The 19,413-nt window shown below is 57.4% G+C and carries 21 protein-coding genes; 16 read left to right on the plus strand and 5 right to left on the minus strand.

Going from position 1 to position 19,413, the window contains the following annotated elements; translation table 11 throughout:
* Positions 1 to 252: 252 nt before the first annotated feature.
* Together VY732_RS11615 and VY732_RS11620 are read right to left on the minus strand one after the other, a co-directional pair.
* A complete protein-coding gene (locus tag VY732_RS11615) occupies positions 253 to 756 on the minus strand; it encodes a GNAT family N-acetyltransferase (protein WP_331695453.1) in 504 nt (167 codons plus the stop codon).
* Positions 757 to 804: 48 nt separating this feature from the next.
* A complete protein-coding gene (locus VY732_RS11620) occupies positions 805 to 2,748 on the minus strand; it encodes a DNA topoisomerase III (protein WP_331695454.1) in 1,944 nt (647 codons plus the stop codon).
* 277 nt (positions 2,749 to 3,025) lie between these two features.
* Here VY732_RS11620 and VY732_RS11625 point away from each other — a divergent pair, with 277 nt between their 5' ends.
* Positions 3,026 to 4,432: a serralysin family metalloprotease gene (locus VY732_RS11625; RefSeq protein WP_331695455.1), complete on the plus strand. Its 1,407-nt coding sequence runs from the start codon at positions 3,026 to 3,028 to the stop codon at positions 4,430 to 4,432.
* A 288-nt stretch (positions 4,433 to 4,720) separates the two neighbouring features.
* Entirely contained in the window at positions 4,721 to 5,089 is a 369-nt protein-coding gene (locus VY732_RS11630; protein WP_331695456.1) for a DUF427 domain-containing protein, read from the plus strand.
* Between the two features lie 55 nt (positions 5,090 to 5,144).
* Here VY732_RS11630 and VY732_RS11635 read toward each other — a convergent pair whose 3' ends face one another.
* On the minus strand, positions 5,145 to 6,767 hold the full coding sequence (locus VY732_RS11635) for an MFS transporter (protein ID WP_007910646.1): 1,623 nt from the start codon (positions 6,765 to 6,767) through the stop codon (positions 5,145 to 5,147).
* A gap of 130 nt (positions 6,768 to 6,897) precedes the next feature.
* The gene (locus VY732_RS11640; protein ID WP_331695457.1) at positions 6,898 to 8,550 is read right to left on the minus strand and encodes a GMC family oxidoreductase; all 1,653 of its coding nucleotides are present in this window, start codon (positions 8,548 to 8,550) and stop codon (positions 6,898 to 6,900) included.
* A gap of 132 nt (positions 8,551 to 8,682) precedes the next feature.
* Here VY732_RS11640 and VY732_RS11645 point away from each other — a divergent pair, with 132 nt between their 5' ends.
* From VY732_RS11645 to VY732_RS11710, 14 genes are all read left to right on the plus strand, one after another.
* The gene (locus tag VY732_RS11645; protein ID WP_331695458.1) at positions 8,683 to 9,588 is read left to right on the plus strand and encodes a LysR family transcriptional regulator; all 906 of its coding nucleotides are present in this window, start codon (positions 8,683 to 8,685) and stop codon (positions 9,586 to 9,588) included.
* A gap of 74 nt (positions 9,589 to 9,662) precedes the next feature.
* Complete coding sequence (locus VY732_RS11650; protein ID WP_331695459.1) at positions 9,663 to 10,115, plus strand: GNAT family N-acetyltransferase; 453 nt, start codon at positions 9,663 to 9,665, stop codon at positions 10,113 to 10,115.
* Entirely contained in the window at positions 10,105 to 10,536 is a 432-nt protein-coding gene (locus VY732_RS11655) for a VOC family protein (RefSeq protein ID WP_331695460.1), read from the plus strand. Before VY732_RS11650 ends, VY732_RS11655 begins: the two co-directional genes overlap by 11 nt.
* A 148-nt stretch (positions 10,537 to 10,684) precedes the next feature.
* Complete coding sequence (locus VY732_RS11660; protein WP_331695461.1) at positions 10,685 to 11,032, plus strand: metalloregulator ArsR/SmtB family transcription factor; 348 nt, start codon at positions 10,685 to 10,687, stop codon at positions 11,030 to 11,032.
* A gap of 14 nt (positions 11,033 to 11,046) precedes the next feature.
* Entirely contained in the window at positions 11,047 to 11,517 is a 471-nt protein-coding gene (locus tag VY732_RS11665) for an arsenate reductase ArsC (protein WP_331695462.1), read from the plus strand.
* Positions 11,518 to 11,526: 9 nt separating this feature from the next.
* Positions 11,527 to 12,222: an arsenical resistance protein ArsH gene (gene arsH, locus VY732_RS11670; protein WP_123593893.1), complete on the plus strand. Its 696-nt coding sequence runs from the start codon at positions 11,527 to 11,529 to the stop codon at positions 12,220 to 12,222.
* A 35-nt stretch (positions 12,223 to 12,257) separates the two neighbouring features.
* Positions 12,258 to 13,067, plus strand: a complete 810-nt coding sequence (locus tag VY732_RS11675; protein ID WP_331695463.1) for a hypothetical protein — start codon at positions 12,258 to 12,260, stop codon at positions 13,065 to 13,067.
* Complete coding sequence (locus VY732_RS11680; RefSeq protein WP_331695464.1) at positions 13,064 to 13,276, plus strand: DUF4287 domain-containing protein; 213 nt, start codon at positions 13,064 to 13,066, stop codon at positions 13,274 to 13,276. Before VY732_RS11675 ends, VY732_RS11680 begins: the two co-directional genes overlap by 4 nt.
* 13 nt (positions 13,277 to 13,289) lie before the next feature.
* Positions 13,290 to 13,769, plus strand: coding sequence for a GNAT family N-acetyltransferase (locus VY732_RS11685; RefSeq protein ID WP_331695465.1), 480 nt, complete (start codon positions 13,290 to 13,292; stop codon positions 13,767 to 13,769).
* A 638-nt stretch (positions 13,770 to 14,407) separates the two neighbouring features.
* Positions 14,408 to 14,770, plus strand: coding sequence for a DUF6124 family protein (locus VY732_RS11690; protein WP_331695466.1), 363 nt, complete (start codon positions 14,408 to 14,410; stop codon positions 14,768 to 14,770).
* 130 nt (positions 14,771 to 14,900) lie between these two features.
* Positions 14,901 to 16,442 carry a DUF2235 domain-containing protein gene (locus VY732_RS11695; protein ID WP_331695467.1) on the plus strand — a complete coding sequence of 514 codons (1,542 nt, stop codon included), beginning with the start codon at positions 14,901 to 14,903 and terminating at the stop codon, positions 16,440 to 16,442.
* Positions 16,442 to 17,098 (plus strand): DUF2931 family protein, encoded by a 657-nt coding sequence (locus tag VY732_RS11700; protein ID WP_095120308.1) that lies wholly within the window; start codon positions 16,442 to 16,444, stop codon positions 17,096 to 17,098. Before VY732_RS11695 ends, VY732_RS11700 begins: the two co-directional genes overlap by 1 nt.
* 11 nt (positions 17,099 to 17,109) lie before the next feature.
* The gene (locus VY732_RS11705; protein WP_331695468.1) at positions 17,110 to 17,769 is read left to right on the plus strand and encodes a DUF2931 family protein; all 660 of its coding nucleotides are present in this window, start codon (positions 17,110 to 17,112) and stop codon (positions 17,767 to 17,769) included.
* Between the two features lie 31 nt (positions 17,770 to 17,800).
* Positions 17,801 to 18,457 carry a DUF2931 family protein gene (locus tag VY732_RS11710; protein ID WP_331695469.1) on the plus strand — a complete coding sequence of 219 codons (657 nt, stop codon included), beginning with the start codon at positions 17,801 to 17,803 and terminating at the stop codon, positions 18,455 to 18,457.
* Between the two features lie 301 nt (positions 18,458 to 18,758).
* Here VY732_RS11710 and VY732_RS11715 read toward each other — a convergent pair whose 3' ends face one another.
* On the minus strand, positions 18,759 to 19,316 hold the full coding sequence (locus VY732_RS11715) for a hypothetical protein (protein WP_331695470.1): 558 nt from the start codon (positions 19,314 to 19,316) through the stop codon (positions 18,759 to 18,761).
* Positions 19,317 to 19,413: the final 97 nt, after the last annotated feature.

Here is a 19,413-nt window from a genome sequence, read left to right on the forward strand (position 1 = left end):
CCAGCGCTTCTCGTCCTTGTACTGGACGTTCAGGCCAGGTCAGCTTCTTCAATCTGCCTTGTGGGCAGCGTGTATCCGGAAAAAACAACTCGGCGGTCAGACGAGTTTGCTCAAGCGTGTTACCGATGTTCCCGATCGGGGAACGTCTTCATCATGCAAAAGCAAAACGATGCCGTCAACGGTTTTGTAGTGATTATTTTTGTTCACTACATATTGTCGGACAAAGCTGTTTTGGAATGAGAAAGAATCCGTTCAGGCAACGGAAAAAGGCGTGCGCAGCCCGTAGAAGGTGCACGGATAACCGTCTACTTCGCGCTGCTGCAGGGTGAAGTGGCCATTGCTCAACAACGGAATCAGCCTGGCCCAGAAGCGCTGGGCCGGCAGGTTGGCGTCGATGTGGAAAATCTGCCATTGACCTGAGATCTGGCTCAAGAGGGCAGAGACGACAAACTGCGCGACGCCCTGGCCACGAAAGCGTCGCGCGATGAAAAAGTATCCGATGTTGTGTTCGGCACCTGCGAGATGGGTTTCGTTATCGACGATCACGAAACCGGCGAGTTCGCCGCCGACGCGAATCAGAAAGGGGCGGGTAGCCGGGTGGCGCCAGTAGTCGGTTTTCGGCTGGATGGAGAAGAAACCATGATCAGCGAGCTTCAGCGGCAGCCATTCGCTGAAGTCGTACATGTAGAACTGCATAAGGTTTTCGATGATGTCCAGCTCATCGCGCTGAGCAAGATGCAGTTCGATATTGGCCATGCGCCGGGTTCCTGAAAGTGATGAGCCTGGCAGAAACACTAGCGGGTTTTATTTGCCTGACGGTTTCGCTGTGCGTTTTGTCGTACCCGTGGTTTTGCTGCGCGTCGATTTACGTTTCTTCTTCCACGGTGCCGCGGCTTTGCCGGCCGGCGGCGGGCCGCTGATGGTCAGGCTGAGGCTGGAGCAGCGTGTCACCTGTTTGCTCATCCACGCCGCTTGTTTGGTGACGAATTCTTCCAGGCTCATTTCGCCACTTTGCACCATGTCCAGTGCCTGCTCCCAGATCGCCGTGGTGCCGGGATCGGCAATCGCGCGCGGCACCGCATCGATCAGGCTGAACGCCGCCGGTGTGGCGGCGAGGGCCTTGCCGTTTTTCACCAGATAACCACGGTCAATCAAGCCCTGAATGATCGAGGCGCGGGTGGCTTCGGTGCCGATACCGGTGGTGTCCTTGAGTTTCTGTTTGAGCAGTGGATCCTCGACCAGTTTGGCGACGTTTTTCATCGCCTTGATCAGATCGCCTTCGGTGTAGGGTTTCGGTGGTTGCGTCCACAGATCCTTGAGTTTCACAGACGCGATGGCGCATTCGACGCCTTGGCTAAGGGCCGGCAAGGTTTGCGGTGCGGGTGCCTCGCGGCCCTTGGCGGGTGCCAGCGCTTCGGGCAATGCGCGTTTCCAGCCCGGTTCGATGATCTGCTTGCCGACCGCGCGCAACGCTTCACCGGCGCAATCGAAATCGGCCTGGGTGCGATCGTATTCGTGATTGGGCAGGAACTGCGCCAGATAGCGCGCGCGGATCAGCGTGTAGACCGCGCGGTGCTTGCCACTCAGGCGTTCAAGATTCTTCGCGGCGGCGGTGGGAATGATGCCGTGGTGAGCGCTGACCTTGGCGTCGTTCCATGCCCGGGATTTGCGTTGCGGCTCCAGAAACCCGTTGAGCACCTCAAGACCCGGATCGGCCTGACGCAACGCGGCGAGAATCCCCGGCGCTTCGCTGTGCTGGCTCAGCGGTAGATAACCGCAATCACTGCGCGGATACGTGATGACTTTGTAGGTTTCGTAGAGCGCCTGGGCAATAACGAGGGTTTCCTGCGCGCCGAGTCCGAGTTTCTTCGAACAGACTTCCTGCAAGGTGCCGAGATCGAAGGGCAGGGGCGCCACTTCGCGCATGCGCTCGGTTTTCAGCTTGATCACTCGAGCACTGGCAGCGCTGCTGATCGCCGCAGCCGCTTGCTGGGCCAACGCCTGATGCAGGCAGCGCTCCTGATCGTCACAGACATCCGACGGCGCCCGCCACTGCGCGGTAAACGGAATGCCGTTGTGCAGCAGATCGACATCGATCGCCCAAAATGGCACCGGCACGAAATCGGCGATGCTGCGGTCGCGATCCACCACAAGGCGCAAGGTCGGCGTCTGCACCCGGCCTACCGGCAACACGCCTTGATAACCCGATTGCCGACCGAGCAGCGTAAACAGTCGACTCATGTTCATGCCAATCAGCCAATCCGCCCGCGAGCGGCCCAGCGCCGAGTGATACAGGCTGAAGGTCTCGGCCCCCGGTTTCAATGCGGCAAGGGCTTTGCGGATCGAAGCTTCGTCCAGCGCCGACAGCCACAAGCGACGGATCGGCCCGCGATAACGGCAGTGCTCGACCAGTTCCCGGGCGATCATCTCGCCCTCACGGTCGGCGTCGGTGGCGATGATCAGCTCGCTGGCCTCGCCGAGCAGGCGCTTGACCGCTTTGTACTGGCTGGCGGTACGCGGTTTGACGGTCATTTTCCACTTGTCCGGAATGATCGGCAGATCAGCCAGCACCCAGCGCTTGTAGCGTGCGTCGTAGGCGTCCGGCGGCGCGGTTTCGAGCAAGTGGCCGATGCACCAGGTCACCGTGACGTCCGTTCCCAGCCAGCAGCCGTCGCCCCGACGCTTGGCGCCGAGCACGGCCGCAATGTCTTTGGCCTGGGAGGGTTTTTCACAGAGGTACAGCCGCATAACCACCATCGTCGATCAAGGTCTGAACAGGTGCACAGAATGGCCGGACTTGGCGCTAGGGGCAACTTTTATCTGTATGGATATACAGATAAAAAGCATTGCAGCAGGTGACGGGCAATACAGGGACGCGGCCCGGGCTATCGAGAAATTGATTAGCGCCCGGTTTGCGCCTGTGTCAGGTTTTTTGCCGATGCAAACACGCGAGTGACAGGACGATCTCGCCAGAAGATCGCCGTGGTCTGTCGACACTGACTACTCAGAAACAAGGAAGTCCATCATGGCTCAAGCCAAATCGAAAACCAGCAGCGCCTTCGACGAAATCGATACCTTCAGCCACCTGTATGACCGTGGCGTCGGGCTGGTCAATGGCAAACCCTCATTCACCGCCGACCAGGCCGCTGACGAAATCCTGCGCAAAGGCCTGTCGTGGAGCGACAAGAACGCTGACGGCAAGATCGACCTCAGTTACACCTTCCTGACCGAGAAACCGGCGAACTACAACGTCAAACTGGGCAACTTCAGCGAGTTCAGCGCTCAGCAAAAGGCCCAAGCCGTGCTGGCCATGCAATCCTGGGCCGATGTCGCCAACGTCACTTTCACTGAAGGCAAGGGCGGCGATGGCCACATGACCTTCGGTAACTACGATGTCAGCACCGGTGGCGCAGCGTTCGCTTACCTGCCGAGCGGCGGCAGCTATGACGGCCAGTCGTGGTACTTGATCAACGATCAGTATCAGGTCAACAAAACCCCGGACACCAACAACTACGGGCGCCAGACCCTGACCCACGAGATCGGTCACACCCTTGGCCTGTCGCACCCGGGCGCGTACAACGCCGGTAATGGCAACCCGACCTATAACGACGCCAAGTACGCCGAAGACACCCGTGGCTACAGCCTGATGAGCTACTGGAGCGAAGCCAACACCGACCAGAACTTCAGCAAGGACGGCAGCGGCGCGTACGGCTCGGCGCCGTTGCTCGACGACATCGTCGCGGTGCAGAAACTGTATGGCGCCAACTACGCGACCCGCGCCGATGACACCACCTACGGTTTCAATTCCAGCGCCGAGCGCGATTTCTACAGCGCCACTTCGGCCTCCTCCAAAGTGGTTTTCTCGGTGTGGGATGGCGGCGGTAATGACACCCTGGATTTCTCCGGCTTCAGCCAGAACCAGAAGATCAACCTCAATGAAGGCTCGTTCTCCGATGTTGGCGGTCTGGTCGGTAACGTGTCCATCGCTCATGGCGTGACCGTGGAAAACGCCATCGGCGGATCGGGCAATGACCTGTTGATCGGCAACGCCGTTGCCAACGAACTGGTCGGCGGTGCCGGTAATGACATCATTTACGGTGGTGGCGGTGGCGATACATTGTGGGGCGGTGCAGGGGCAGACACTTTCGTGTTCGGTGCAGCCAGTGATTCGACCATGACCGCGCCGGACTGGATCATGGATTTCACCAGCGGCCTGGACAAGATCGATCTGTCGGGGATCGCCGGTTTCGCCACGGGCGCGGCGTCGCTGAACTTTGTCAGCGGCTTCACCGGGCATGCGGGTGATGCGATTCTGACTTACTTCGCGCAGACCAATCAGACCAGCCTGATGGTGGACCTGACGGGGCAGGGTTCGGTGGACTTTGCTGTGGGTGTGGTGGGGCAGGCGGTGGCGACTGATATCGTTGTGTGATGCCTGAAAGCGGCCCTCACCCTAACCCTCTCCCAGCGGTAGAGGGGACCGATTGGGGGATATTGGCGAAATTCACCGACTTGAACGATTGGCTTTGAATCCATAATCGACTCGATTTTTCAGGTCGATGGATTTCGCCAGACAACTCGGTCAGTTCCCTCTCCCTCCGGGAGAGGGCTAGGGTGAGGGGCTTTTGATGTTGAAGGGCCGTTCGGCTGCAAACCCAACCCAACCCGCACCAATGGGCTATACCTGAACCGGTCTCTTCGCCGTACCCAGGAGAACCCCATGAAAGCCTCCGGCCCCAGTCCCGTCATTGCCCTCGAACAACTTCCCGGCTGCCTGATAGTGAAATTCCACGGCATCCAGGTCGCCGCGTCCTCCCACGTACTGATCCTCAACGAAGCCAACTATCCGCCGGTCTATTACATCCCTCGCGAAGACATCGACGAAAAGTACTTCGCCCGCACCGACCACACCAGTTATTGCCCGTACAAGGGCGATGCCAATTACTTCAGCCTGCAAGTGCCGGGGCATGAAGGGGCGAACGCGGTGTGGACTTATGAGAAACCGAAAATATCGGTCGGGCCGATAAAGGACTACGTGGCGTTTTATCCCGATCAGGTGAAGTTCGAAGTGATCAAGGCTGATGCCTGAGCAAAAAAAACGGCGAGGGTAAAAGCCCTCGCCGATTGATTTGGCTGGTTGAGTTTCAGTTCTTGTCGAGATCGATATTCTTCGTCTCACGCAAACAGATCATCCCCACCACCAGGCTTACCCCGGTAATCAACACCGGATACCACAGCCCATAAAAGATGTCCCCGGTGTACACCACCAGCGCAAACGACACTGTCGGCAGGAACCCGCCAAACCAGCCATTGCCGATGTGGTACGGCAGCGACATCGAGGTGTAGCGAATGCGCGTCGGGAACAGTTCGACCATCAGCGCTGCCAGTGGGCCGTAGCACATGGCCGAGATGATGATCAGCGCCACGATCAGGGCGACGATCATCGGTTTGTTGATTTGCTGCAGATCGGCCTGTTGCGGGTAGCCGGCCAGCGTGATCGCGCCGCGCAGTGCAGCCTCATCGAAGCCGTCGAGTTTGACGTCGCCGACGCTCACTTGCACGGCGCTGCCAGCAGGCGCAGCTGCGCTGGAGTAGGGCAGGCCTTGCTTGACCAGGAAGGTTTTGACCTTGTCGCACGGGCTGTCGAATTTGGCTTTACCGACCGGGTCGAACTGGAAGGTGCAGGTCGCCGGATCCGCCAGCACGGTGATCGGTGCCTGACGGCTGGCCTGATCGATCGCCGGGTTGGCGTAATGCGCGAGGGATTTGAAGATCGGGAAGTACAGCGCCGTGGCCAGCAGCAAGCCCAGCATCAGCACCGGTTTGCGCCCGACCTTGTCCGACAGCCAGCCGAAAAAGATGAAGAACGGCGCGCCGATGACCACGCTGATGATCAGCAAGGTGTTGGCCACCGCCGGGTCCATTTTCAGGAACTGGGTGAGGAAGAACAGCACGTAGAACTGCGCCGCGTAGAAGGTCACCGCTTGCCCGGCATTGATGCTGAACAGGGCGATCAGCACGACCTTGAGGTTTTCCCATTTGCCGAAGGATTCGCGGATCGGCGCTTTCGAAGTTTTGCCTTCCTCTTTCATTTTCAGGTACGCCGGCGACTCGTGCAGGCTCAGGCGAATCCAGGTGGAGATGCCCAGCAGTACGATCGACAGCAGGAACGGAATGCGCCAGCCCCACACTTCAAACTGATCGCCGGTGAAGTAGCGGCAACCCAGCACCACCAGCAGCGACAGCAGCAGACCGAGGGTCGCGGTCGACTGAATCCAGCTGGTGTGGAAACCGCGTTTGCCGATTGGCGCGTGCTCTGCCACATAAGTCGCAGCACCGCCGTATTCACCGCCAAGCGCCAGGCCCTGGAGCATACGCAGCACCACCAGAATGATCGGAGCGGCGATGCCGATGCTGGCGTAGGTCGGCAGCAGACCGACGCAGAACGTCGCCACGCCCATCAGGATGATTGTTGCGAGAAAGGTGTATTTGCGCCCGATCATGTCCCCCAACCGACCGAACACCAGCGCCCCGAACGGCCGCACGATAAAGCCGGCGGCGAAGGCCATCAGCGCAAAGATGAACGCCGTGGTGTCGTTGACCCCGGCGAAAAACTGTTTGCTGATCACTGCCGCAAGGGCGCCGTAGAGGAAGAAGTCATACCACTCGAACACCGTCCCCAGTGAGGAAGCGAAGATGACTTTGCGTGTATCCGGGCTGGTCTCGACGCTGCGCACGGCGTCCAGCGGCTGAACGTGTTCTGACATATCGGTATCCCTCACAGTGATTGTTTTTGTTGTTCCACTGGTGCTCGATGTCCATGAATCAAACGCATATCCCCTGTAGGAGTGAGCCTGCTCGCGATAGCGGTGTATCAGCCAACACAGATGTCGAATGTTATTCCGTCATCGCGAGCAGGCTCACTCCTACAGGTTCGGTGTTTACAGCTTTGGAATTGAGAATGAGTTGAGCAGCCTTTTCGGCAATCATCAGCGTAGGCGAACAGGTGTTGCCCGAGGTAATGCGCGGCATGATCGACGCATCGGCAATGCGCAAACCGGGCACGCCGTGGACGCGCAGTTGCGCATCGACCACCGCATCGCCGTCATTGCCCATGCGGCAAGTACCGACCGGATGGAAAATCGTCGTGCCGATCTTCGCCGCTGCTTCCTGTAACTCTTCTTCACTTTGCAGGTTGGCGCCGGGCAGGTATTCCACCGGTTTGAATGCTTGCAGGGCAGGGGCGCTGACGATGCGTCGGGTCAGGCGAATCGCATCCGCCGCCACGCGCAAATCTTCAGGATGACTGAGGTAGTTGGGCTGAATCAGCGGCGCTTCCTGCGGATCCGCCGAGCGAATGTCGATGCGTCCACGACTCTGCGGACGCAGATCGCAAACCGAAGCGGTAAACGCCGGAAAGCTGTGCAACGGTTCGCCAAAACGCTCCAGCGACAGTGGCTGCACGTGATATTCAAGATTCGCCGAGGTCTGCTCCGGCCCCGAGCGCGCAAACGCGCCCAACTGACTCGGCGCCATCGACAATGGCCCGCTGCGGTCATACAGATAACGCAGACCCATGCCCATCTTGCCCCACACGCTGCCGGCGATCTGATTCAGCGTACGGGCATTTTCCAGTTTGTAGATCAGGCGCAATTGCAGGTGATCCTGCAGGTTGCCGCCGACGCCCGGCAGCTCATGAATCACGCCGATGCCCAAGCGTTCGAGCAATGGCCGCGGACCAATCCCGGAGCGTTGCAGAATGCTCGGTGAACCGACCGCGCCGGCGCACAGGACGATCTCCTTGCGCGCCTTGAACTGTTTGATCTGGCCTTCATGACGCGCGCTGACTTTTGTTGCGCGTCCGTCCTCGAGTAATACCCGATCGACCTCAACCCCGGTCAGCACCGTCAGATTCGTCCGGTCGCGCACCGGTTTCAAAAACGCCTTGGCCGCGTTCCAGCGCACGCCGGATTTCTGATTGACCTGAAAGTAGCCGCAACCCTCGTTGTCGCCCTGATTGAAGTCATCGATGCTGGCGATGCCGCTTTGCTCAGCCGCACTGCGAAACGCATCCAGAATCGGCCACGACAGGCGCTGCTGTTCAACCCGCCATTCACCCTTGGCGCCGTGGAATTCAGCCGCACCGGCAAAGTGGTTTTCGCTCTGTTTGAACAGCGGCAACACGTCATTCCAGGCCCAGCCCGGATTGCCCTCGGCCGCCCAGCCATCGTAGTCGTTGGCCTGGCCGCGCATGTAGATCATGCCGTTGATGGACGAACAACCGCCCAGCACTTTACCGCGCGGATAACTCAGTGCGCGGCCGTTGAGACCCGGTTGTTCTTCGGTCTTGAAGCACCAGTCGGTGCGCGGGTTACCGATGCAGAACAGGTAACCGACAGGAATGTGAATCCACGCATAGTTGTCGCGCCCGCCGGCTTCGAGCAGCAGCACGCGCTGCTGCGGATCTGCCGACAGCCGATTGGCCAGCAGGCACCCGGCAGGGCCGGCGCCGACCACGATGTAGTCGTATTCATCGAGGGAAGTCTGCATTCCCTGACCTCGCTTTTGTTTTTATTGTCGGACACTCTAGTTGTTAGCTTTCGTTAAAAGAATGTTAGTTTTTGCGCAGCCGCTGTGCGTTTTCAAACAGCCTGCATTGACCATAGCCGACAAGGACACGCCATGTTCGACTGGAACGACCTGCGGTTTTTTCTCGAACTGCAACGCAGCGGCCGCCTGCTCACCGCCGCCCGCCGCCTCAACACCACCCACGCCACCGTCGCCCGCCACATCGAAGCCATCGAAAAAAGCCTCGGCACCGCGTTGTTCGTCCAGCATGCGCAAGGCTACGAAATGACCCCGGCGGGGGAGGCGCTGCTTAAACACGCTGAAGCGATGGAAAACGTTGCGCTGCTGGCGCAGGAAGAGATCACCCAATCCACCGCGCCGCTGGGCAAGATTCGTGTGGGGGTGACGGAAGGGCTGGGCATCAAGTTTCTCGCCAGTCGCATGATCGGCTTGTTCGAACGCTATCCGGGATTGGAAGTGGAACTGGTCGCCGTGCCACGCTTTGTCAGCATCCTCAACCGTGAAGCGGAAATCAGTATTCATCTGGAGCGCCCGGCGGCGGACATGCTGGTGACGCGCAAACTCACGGACTATCGCTTGGCGCTCTACGCCAGCCAACGCTATCTCGATAAAGCCCCGCCGCTGCAAAGCCGCGAAGACCTTGGGCGGCATGCGTGGATCGGTTATGTCGATGATTTGCTGTTCAGTCAGGAACTGATGTTTCTCAACAGCTTCTGCCGCAGCCCTCGGGTTGTGTTTCACAGCACCAGCGTCATCGCTCAGCAGGAAGCAGCGCGGTCGGGATTGGGCATTGCGGTGTTGCCTTGCTACATGGCCGAGTCGGATCCCGATCTGGTGCCGTTGCTGCCGGATGAAAGCATCGAGCGCAGCTACTGGATCAGCACGCGGCGCGAGTTGCACAAGTCGGTGCGGCTGCGGGTGGTCTGGGATTATGTGGTGGGGTTATGTGAAGCGGAGCAGGGGTTGTTGCTGGGCAGATCTCGGGCCGGCAGCCGTTAATCCTTTTGGCTGTGCTGCTGTTGGCGCCGCTTTTGCTTGAATAGCTTCAAAGCCTTTGGCAATGGAGAGCAGCAATGAGGGAATGGCTTAGCGTTCGCGACATCAATGCGGACACCTTGAAGGCCATCAGTGACGGCGTCTTACGGCATGGCCGAGCCTTGTCTGAGGCGCGCGGCGGGCACGCTGAAGCCATCGCCTGTGCGCTGATGGAGGATGGAACACTGATTGGCGGCGCTACCGGCAGAACCGAATTCCGGCGCCTGTTTGTCAATTACCTGTGGATCGACGCGCAATGGCGCGGAACCGGGCTGGGTACTGAGGCGTTGCACAAGCTTGAGGCGCTGGCCGTTGAAAGGGCGTGCGTGGATGCCTTGATCGAAACGCTGGATGACGACGTCGCCCGTTGGTACACCCGCTGCGGCTACCGATTGATCGCGCACGTGCCTGAGTACTGCGGCCCGTGGAGTCGTCATACGCTGTTGAAAACCCTTGGTGCAACCCCAGGAAATGCCGCCGATGATCAGTAGCGATCTGGGCAGTACACCCAAAACCGGCAGGCTTCATCACGTTGAAATCAACGTCTCATCGCTGGAAGTCTCGCTGCGCTTTTGGCAGCCGTTGCTCTTGATGCTGGGTTATACGCAGCATCAAAACTGGCCCGCCGGGCGCAGCTTTATGCTCAACGGCACCTACCTGGTGTTCGTTCAGGCAAGCGATCTGCAACAGGGCTTCAACCGCCGGGGCGTGGGCTTGAATCATCTGGCGTTTCAGGCGGGTTCACAGGCGCAAGTGGATGAAATGGCGGGTTGGCTGCGAACGTCCGGTTTTCGTCTTCTCTACGAGAGCGCCTATCCGTACGCCGGCGGCCCGGGGCACTACGCCCTCTACTGTGAGGATCCGGACAAGATCAAAGTAGAGATCGTCGCGCCGGTGGACACGCACCTGTAGTCCCGTTTGCAGGGCTGGCAGGAATGACGTTGCGTGCGGCATTGAAGACTGTGCCTTCTACAGCGCTTTGGCAAAAAGGAAATTCTTGGGGTTGATTAATATATGGATATCCGTATATTCGAATTTCCATATGTGCAGAGCCCGTCCCATGATCACTCCCACCGAAGTCTTCAAGAGCCTCGCTGACGAAACCCGCGTCCGCGCCATGCTGCTCATTTCCGATCAAGGTGAACTCTGCGTCTGCGAGCTGATGTGCGCACTCGGCGACAGCCAACCGAAAATCAGCCGCCACCTCGCGCAACTGCGCAGCACTGGTTTGCTGCTCGATCGCCGTCAGGGCCAGTGGGTCTATTACCGGCTCAATCCGGAGCTGCCGGCGTGGGTGCGCGAGATTCTGCAAGTGACGTCCAAAGCCAACGCCGATTGGCTCAAGGACAACGCCGCGCGCCTGCAGAACATGGATGGCCGTCCTGTCCGTGAAACCGCGTGCTGCTGAGGAAGGAGAAACCCATGCGAATCCTGTTCATGTGCACGGCCAACAGTTGCCGCAGCATTCTCTCTGAGGCCATGTTCAATCACTTGGCACCTGCCGGGTTTGAAGCGGTGAGTGCTGGCAGTTTTCCCAAAGGCCAAGTCTTGCCGCGCAGCCTGTTGACCCTGCAAAAGCATGGCATCGCCATTGATGGCTTGCACAGCAAAGGCAACGACGCTTTTGAAAGCAACCCGCCGGACATCGTCATCACCGTGTGCGACAAAGCCGCTGGCGAGGCCTGCCCGGTGTATTTCGGCCCGGCGTTGAAATCCCACTGGGGGCTGGAAGATCCGTCCGAAGTGAAGGGCGACGAAGCCATTGTCGACGCGGCTTTTCACGCCACCCTTATGCGCATCGGCCAACGCTGTCAGGCCTTCCTCGATCTGCCTTTCCACTCGCTCAGCCGCGATCAACTCAAGGCTGAGCTCGACCGCGTCGGCACGCTTTAAGGAGGATTTATGTCCGAACTGCCCAACCTCGATCTCAATCTGTTCGATAACGCCAAACCGTCGCAAGCGGGCGCGCACAAACCGCGCATCCTGCTGCTCTACGGCTCGACCCGCGAACGCTCGTTCAGCCGTTTACTGGTAGAGGAGGCCGCGCGCCTGCTCGAACATTTCGGCGCTGAAACGCGCATCTTCAACCCGTCCGGTCTGCCACTGCCCGACGACGTTCCGGTCGACCATCCCAAAGTGCAGGAACTGCGTGATCTGGTGCTGTGGTCGGAAGGCCAGGTCTGGTGCTCACCCGAACGTCACGGCGCGATGTCGGCCGTGTTCAAGGCACAGATCGACTGGATCCCGCTGGAACTCGGCGCGGTACGCCCGACCCAGGGCAAGACCCTGGCGGTGATGCAGGTCTGCGGTGGTTCGCAGTCGTTCAACGTGGTCAACCAGTTGCGCGTGTTGGGCCGCTGGATGCGCATGTTCACCATCCCCAACCAATCCTCGGTGCCGAAGGCCTACATGGAATTCGACGACGCCGGGCGGATGAAAGCGTCGCCGTTCTACGATCGTGTGGTCGATGTGATGGAAGAACTGGTGAAGTTCACCGTGCTGCTGCGCGATCAACAGGCGCATCTGGTCGACCGCTACTCCGAGCGCAAGGAAAGCGCCGAGCAATTGATGGCGCGGGTGAATCAGCGCTCGATTTGAGTAGCGCTTTCGCAGCATGACAAGGCCGGCTGCAAATGCTGGCCGATTCACCTAGGATATCGGCGCATCACCGTGTGACGGGCAAACTCAAGGAAGTGGTCGTGAAATTCAAGGAATGGGTGGACTTGACGGCACTGTATAAACGCAGCCGCAGACAGCCAAACAAGTTGCTGTTCACATGGAAGAATGCGCGCCGGTTGTGGCCGATGTGGGCGGTCGCCGTGTCAACGTTGCCCCTTATTGCTTTGTCCGCTCTGGGCATCAAATACCCGATCTTCGTTCCGATCTCCTACGCCGGTCTTGCCGTGTGGACAGTGGGGTTATTCTTTACTCGACTCAATGCCCTTCGCAGGGTTTATCCCGTGCAGTTCGCTGAACATGCCATTGGCCAGCAACGCTGGGGCGAGCAAGAGAACATTCTTTGCTATGCGTTCTTTTTGCAGATTGTGCACGATGAGGGCTATACGGCTGCCAAGCTTCGGGAACTCTCGGCGTATTCAGACTTGACCGTCGCGCCAGCCAAACCTGCACTTTCGCAAAATCTGGTCTTCGTTTCGCTCTTCGCTCTGATGATCGGGCTGTCCACTGAACTGATCAAAGCGACGTCATTTTTTATAGGAGGGAAGGGCGCTGCCATCCTCATTCTGGTCGCTGCGGTGTCGTTTATTTACTGGATTGTCTGGGATGGCATTCAAAGCACGCCCTACCAAAGACTGCGGATAAAACGCTATGTTGATCTGGCCGCCTATGATCTGGAAGAAGCGGTTCAGGATGTTCGAGAATTGAATCCGGTGGAGTCTTCGCCGGTTTTATCGATGAGCAAGCAAACGGAGCCAACAGCATGAGCGAAGACAACAAAGTAAAAGGCCCAGCCTCCTACTTCCCCTCCATTGAAAAGAAGTACGGCCAGCCGATCGATCACTGGCTGAACCTCCTCGCCAGCATCAGCGACAAGAAACACATGGAACTGGTGGCGTGGCTCAAGGAGGAACACGGCATGGGCCACGGTCATGCCAACGCCTTGGTTGCGCATCATCTGGCGGGTAAAAAGTGAGGGCAGGGCAGCGATGAATTTCTCCCACCGGCCAGTGACGGCCGACGACGTCAACACCCTCTGCAGCTTTCCCCAGGGCGAACAAGAACTGTTCTTCATGTTCCCGAAAGCCAACTTCCCGCTGACGGAAGAGCAGATGCACAGCGCAATCAGCCAACGCTTCGACTCCACGGCTTTTCTGGCCAACGGCGAGTTCGTTGGCTTCGCCAATTTCTACCGCGCTGAGCACGATGGCATCTGCTGCATCGGCAACGTCATCGTCGCGCCCTACGCCCGTGGCCAGGGTGTTGCGCGGTACATTGTCGAGACCATGACCGCGCTGGGTTTCGAAAAATACCAGGCCAAGGAAGTGCAACTGTCCTGCTTCAACGAAAACACCGCCGGCCTGCTGCTCTACCCAAAACTTGGCTTCGTGCCGTACTCCATCGAAGAACGTCCGACGCCGGGTGGCAAACGTTCAGCGCTGATCAACATGACGCGCCACCGACCCTAACCATCCCTCAATCTCTGTGGGAGCCGGGCTTGCCCGCGATGACGCCAGCCCGGCCGCCGCGAACCCATAAGCCCAACACAAAACCTGTGGGAGCGAGCCTGCTCGCGAAGACGCCAGCCCAATCACCCCAATCCCAAGCCAGACTCAATCCCCTGTAGGAGTGAGCCTGCTCGCGATAACGCCAGCTCAGCCACCACCAATCCCACCTCAACCACAAATCCCTGTGGGAGCGAGCCTGCTCGCGAAAACGCCCACCCAGTCACCCCATCAACCACTGACCGAAATAAACAGCAAAACCACCACTGTTTAAACGAAGCCTCAAGTAACCACCGAAACCCTACAACGCCTTGCGCCGTTACCTACGACTAAGCCAGAATCCGCCGGCTTGTGCGTCTAGGTCGCGGGTTCTATCGTCTGTCGGTCGCTGAAAAACAGTGATCGGGTTTGGTAGCCCGCCATAACTAGTCGCATCGCGAACCGTTCGCAGACCTCATCAGGTCTCTGCTCAATGGTGGCCATGCGCAGGACACCTTCGGGTGTGCCGGGTCCTAGTTACCGGTCTACCAACCCGCGTATGGCCGCCACCTTCGTTTGGTAGCGAATGTGAAGGCTCCTTTTTATTAACTAGGAGTTTCACCATGATCAAACCAACACCCAACCCACCAGAAACCGACCCAACATCCCCCTACGAATCCCCCGATTCCAAGCGATTCCACGAAGCCGCCGAACGCGCCCTCGACCACTACCTCAAACCCGCCAGCCAAATCATGGCCAGCACCCAACAACCCGAACGCATGTACCTCGCCAACCCGAAGTACAGCAGCGAATCCCTGCTCGCCAACGCCAGCGAAACCCTCGGCTCCGCCAGCGAAATGCTCCTCAACTTCGCCGCCATGCTTGACACCCCTCACCGCAAAACAGCACTGGGCATCGCCCAAGTCGTGATGCTTGGCGAAATTGCCGTCAACCAAGCGCTGGATAACGTCGAAATCGCCAGCTAACCCCGACGAGGGGAAACCCTCGTCGAACCCCGCTGTCACACCCTGGCTGGCACACGGCCACGGCTTGCGCCCCAAAGTCGCGGCTGTCACCCTTCGGGCCGTTCTCAAGGATCAGAACCAGGAATCACGGATGAGTGGCTACGTACCCAACCCCCCGAAAAATTATCGTTACGAAGAAGCCAAACCCGTCGATATTCACGCCCAGCGTTGGGCGGAATATGAGAAGCACGGGAAAGAACCCGCGCGCGAACCTGAGAAAATCGGGATCTCGTTGAGGATTGGGGTTTTCTTTGATGGCACTGGGAATAATGCGAACAACACGGCGGCTGGATTGTTGTGTGGGGCGCAGCATCCGATCGCGCCTCAGGATATTCCCGTCAGTTGCATGCCGTACATGAGTGACCCGGACAGCAGTTACGGAGCCGGACTCACCAATGTTAAAAAACTGCATGATCTATATAAAAAGACCGAGAAAGCCGAGGGCGCTGGCGCCTTTAGATGCATATCACGTCCTGTCTATGTCGACGGTATTGGCACTGTAAACAATGAGAAAGACAGCGCCGTAGGCTCTGGCATGGGTCGCGGTGATACCGGTGTCGTGGGACGTGTTCAGGCGTCTTTCGCACAAATAAAACAAACCATCGAAGAAGCCCTGCTAGATAGTCCTGGCAGTGAAATAGTGTCTCTGACTTTTGATACGTTTGGCTTCAGTCGTGGAGCAGCAGCTGCACGGCATTTCTCAAATGAAATCGTGCGAGGCAAGCAAGGACCACTAGGAAGCTTGTTGAACAACAGCGCCAAAGATTTCAGCCGCAGTTTTGATAGCCAATACGGAAATGGTATCAAAATGGGATTTATCGGCCTGTTCGACACAGTGCCATCCATCGCCGGTTTTACCAACCTTGGTCAAGTGACGAGCCCTATCGCTCCCGGTGTGAAGCTTTATCTGGATCGCAGATTCTTCAAAGATGTTGTCCATCTCGTAGCTCGCGATGAGTGCCGCGCCAACTTCGCGCTCAGTCGGGTTAAGCCCGACCATCCGGAATACACCTTTCCCGGCGTCCATTCGGATATCGGAGGAAGCTACCTCGATGAAGTCGAGGAATGCGTGTTGGTCAGTCCCATGCAAGCGCTTGAAGTCTCAGTCCAAACTGACGTTGCAACTACATCGATCTACCGGGATGCTGCACGCCTGAAAAGTCAGTGGGTTGCCAAAGGGTGGCCTGCAAATCTACTGGAAGTTGTCACACCGGCCGCGCTCTTACTCCCTACGGACAATCAGGATCGACTGGCACCCCGAGAGAAGCGTGTGTACGCCGCGCTGCAACTCAAGCGACCAGTGAGCGGCAAGCTCTCGCGCGTCTACTTGAGAGTCATGTATCAACTGGCGAAGGAAAAGGGCGTCCAGTTCATCGATATGCCTGAGAGCGATGAGTACGCTGTGCCAGATGACTTGCAAGCATTGTGTAATCGTTTTGTCGCCGGCGACTACAGCACCACGGCGGAGGAAGAAAAGCTGCTAAAGCTCAAATACATTCACACCTCCGCGAACTGGAATCATCCCCTCGGCAGGAGGGATGCAAGCGGCATAGAAGCCGTTTACATCAACGCGCCGACGGCAGACGCAATTCGCGTACAACACCCACACGTACCTGATTGGAAGCTTTGGTAATGAGAGCGTTGATTGTTCTGCTGGGCGTTTTTCTGTTGGCGGGTTGCCAGACGAGAGCCGCAGAAAGTGGCGAAAGTGACCCTAAGTCCCCGTGGTGGCAACTAGGGTTTGTTGAGCCGGACTACATGAAAATATGGGTAGAGGACAGCTCCGTTCTGGACATTCAAAACAGGATGTTTTTCAAGGCAGGAGGGAGAACCGCTGCCGGAGGTGAACCCGAAGATGGCACAGAGTCCGCCCGTGGTTGGGGCACTGTCAGTGGCTCTGGTATTCCGGTAACTGGTGCCGATCTTCCCAAACTCATCTTCGTTCGTTGGCAGTCCATATCAGAGCAGAAGACTTACAAGGGATTCATCGAAATCCCAGAATCAGCCAGACAGTTGATGGTGGACTCAACGCACCAACGTTGCCCAGAAACACCCGAAAGGGCCGCTCGATACATGGCTTCGCTGTACGTGGGGCTGGCCCCGGGTGGCGTATTACAAGCTTGGGTCAGAGACTCATGCCATCGCCCGGTCCAAGTTGCTCATGCCCAAGGCGAAGTTGAACCGCTAGGTCCGGAGCAAGGGAAGCACGGTGGGCGCTATGCCTACCCGGTGAGTGAAAAGGCCAAGAGGTATATCGACAAGTTCGGCATTCCGTATGGGAGTTGGTAAGCCGTGCGCCAATGAAGCAACTCATTACGATGCTTTGCATCTTGCTAGTCACGGGATGCCAGGTTGCTGATCCACTGTCAGCCAAAAACGACCCGAAATCCGAGTGGTGGGAGTTGGCGTTTACCGAGCCGGACTACATGAAGGTCTGGGTAGAGAACAGTTCTGTTCAAGACATTAATGGCAGGATTTTCTACAAAACCGGCGGCGGCACAGCTGCGGGGGGAGAGCCTGAAGATGGAACGGAGTCCGCCCGAGGTTGGACAGGTGGGGTAGGCGGCAGCGGAAGGAGAGTGGTGGGAGCAGATTTACCTGTTCGCATCTGGGTCCGTTGGCAATCGATTGTCGAACAGAAAACGTGGCAGGCATGGGTAGAAATCCCAGAGGAAGCCAGGCAGTTGATGGTGGCTTCGGTCAATCAACGTTGCCCGCAGACGCCTGATCAAGAAGCGAGATTTATGGCGTCGGTTTATCTAGGGTTGGCCCCCGGTGGTGTTGTGCAGGTTTGGGTAAGAGATTCTTGCCACCACCCGGTCAAAGTCGCTCGAGCGCAGGCTGAAATTGAGCCGCTGGGGCCGAGCCAAGGTAAGAACGAAGGGCGTTACGCTTATCCGGTGAGTGAAAAGGCAAAGCGGTATATCGACAAATATGGCATTCCGTACGGAAGTTGGTAGTCGTGACACTTAACTGAATGGATCTTTTGTAATGTACGCAAGGATTGCGCTGCTGGGCGCTTTATTGATATCTGGCTGCCAAATCGGAGGCCCAGAAACCGACGAAAATGACCCTAAATATCCATGGTGGGAGTTAGTGTTCGTTCAGCCGAATTACATGAAGGTCTGGGTAGAGGACAGCTCCGTCCAAGACATCAATAACAGAATTTTCTTTCGCGCTGGCAAGAGCACTGCTGCTAGCGGTGAACCCGATATCCGCACAGAGTCTGCTCGTGGTTGGGGGACAGTATCGGGGACCGGGAGGCCTGTGACGGGGGCCGATCTTCCAAAACAGATCTTTGTCCGCTGGCAATCCATAACAGAGCAAAAAACCTACCAAGGTTTCATCGAAATTCCGGAGGAGGGCAGGCAACTGATGGTGAAGTCAACACACCAGCGTTGCCCGGAAACACCGGAGAAAACCGCTCGGTTTATGGCGTCACTCTACGTTGGGCTCGCTCCGGGCGGTGTACTCCAGGCATGGGTCAGAGATTCATGTCGAAATCCGGTTGCGGTTGCCCGAGGTCAAGGAGGGATAGAAGTTTTGGGACCGGAACAAGGGAAGCACGGTGGTCGTTATGCCTATCCGGTAAGTGAGAAAGCTAAGCGATATGTGGAAAAGTACGGCATTCCTTACGGAAGTTGGTAGGAGACAGGCAGGAGACACTTTTCCTGCCTGTCTTTCAGTGTTGTGTTTGAGTAATCATTTTGACAGATATCGCGTTCATGCTGTGTTCAACGAAAAGACCATTTTCGTCCAGAAACTGACATTCAGTGCTGGAAAAAAGTAAATCTGCTGCCTTCTCGTTTTATGGGGAACCTATACGACTGATTGCCGGATGCGGGTAATGGTGTTCCGCAGCAGCGCCGCGAGATTCTGAGTAAGCGCATAGTGCTTCTTCAAGGTTCGACGCGCCTGCTCCGTCCTCACCTATTGCACTGACGGCTGTTTAAAGATCAGCAGCTCTGATTATTTCGACCCTGCCACTATATTCATCCGCAAAAAAAGTCACGTTCACTAGAGCCTTTTCAGCAGCATTGCTGAGCCCACACAACGATTTGTAGTTTTCATCTGATAGCTTCCTATCAATGGAAATCTTCTCTAAAACTTTGAGCATTCGATTCGCGGACAGAGCTATGTTATGCACGTCCCTCGCGACCAAAGCTCCGGGGAGTTCGTAAATGGGAAGCTTTGCAATCCATAGCGCTGCGATCTCAAGAGCGTCCCTGTGGCGTGATGAACTCCCTTCGATCAGAATATCTGGCATCTTCCTTGCCGTTTCAATCACGCGCCTAGCTACAATTTCAGAAACTTCAACTGTAGCTCTTAGCGACGCAATACGCTGAAGTCTGGCTTCTTCCGCCACATGGTTAATCTGGTCTCGAAACAAATTCCGCGACTGGCGCCCTTGCCACCAAGCGACGCCTATGGCGATAACTAAGGCAACGAAAGACCCAATAGCTTGAGCCCACGATGCTAGTCCTGAGTGACTATCCATCCAATTCAAATCTATCTGCTCCTTCCTGCTCGATGCCGGGTCGAGTACAAATATCCCAGTTCAACGAATCACGCCAGCTCTTTAACGTGTTGCCTGACAGGGAAAA

The organism is Pseudomonas sp. ZY71 (genome assembly GCF_036542145.1).
Taxonomy (GTDB): domain Bacteria; phylum Pseudomonadota; class Gammaproteobacteria; order Pseudomonadales; family Pseudomonadaceae; genus Aquipseudomonas; species Aquipseudomonas koreensis_A.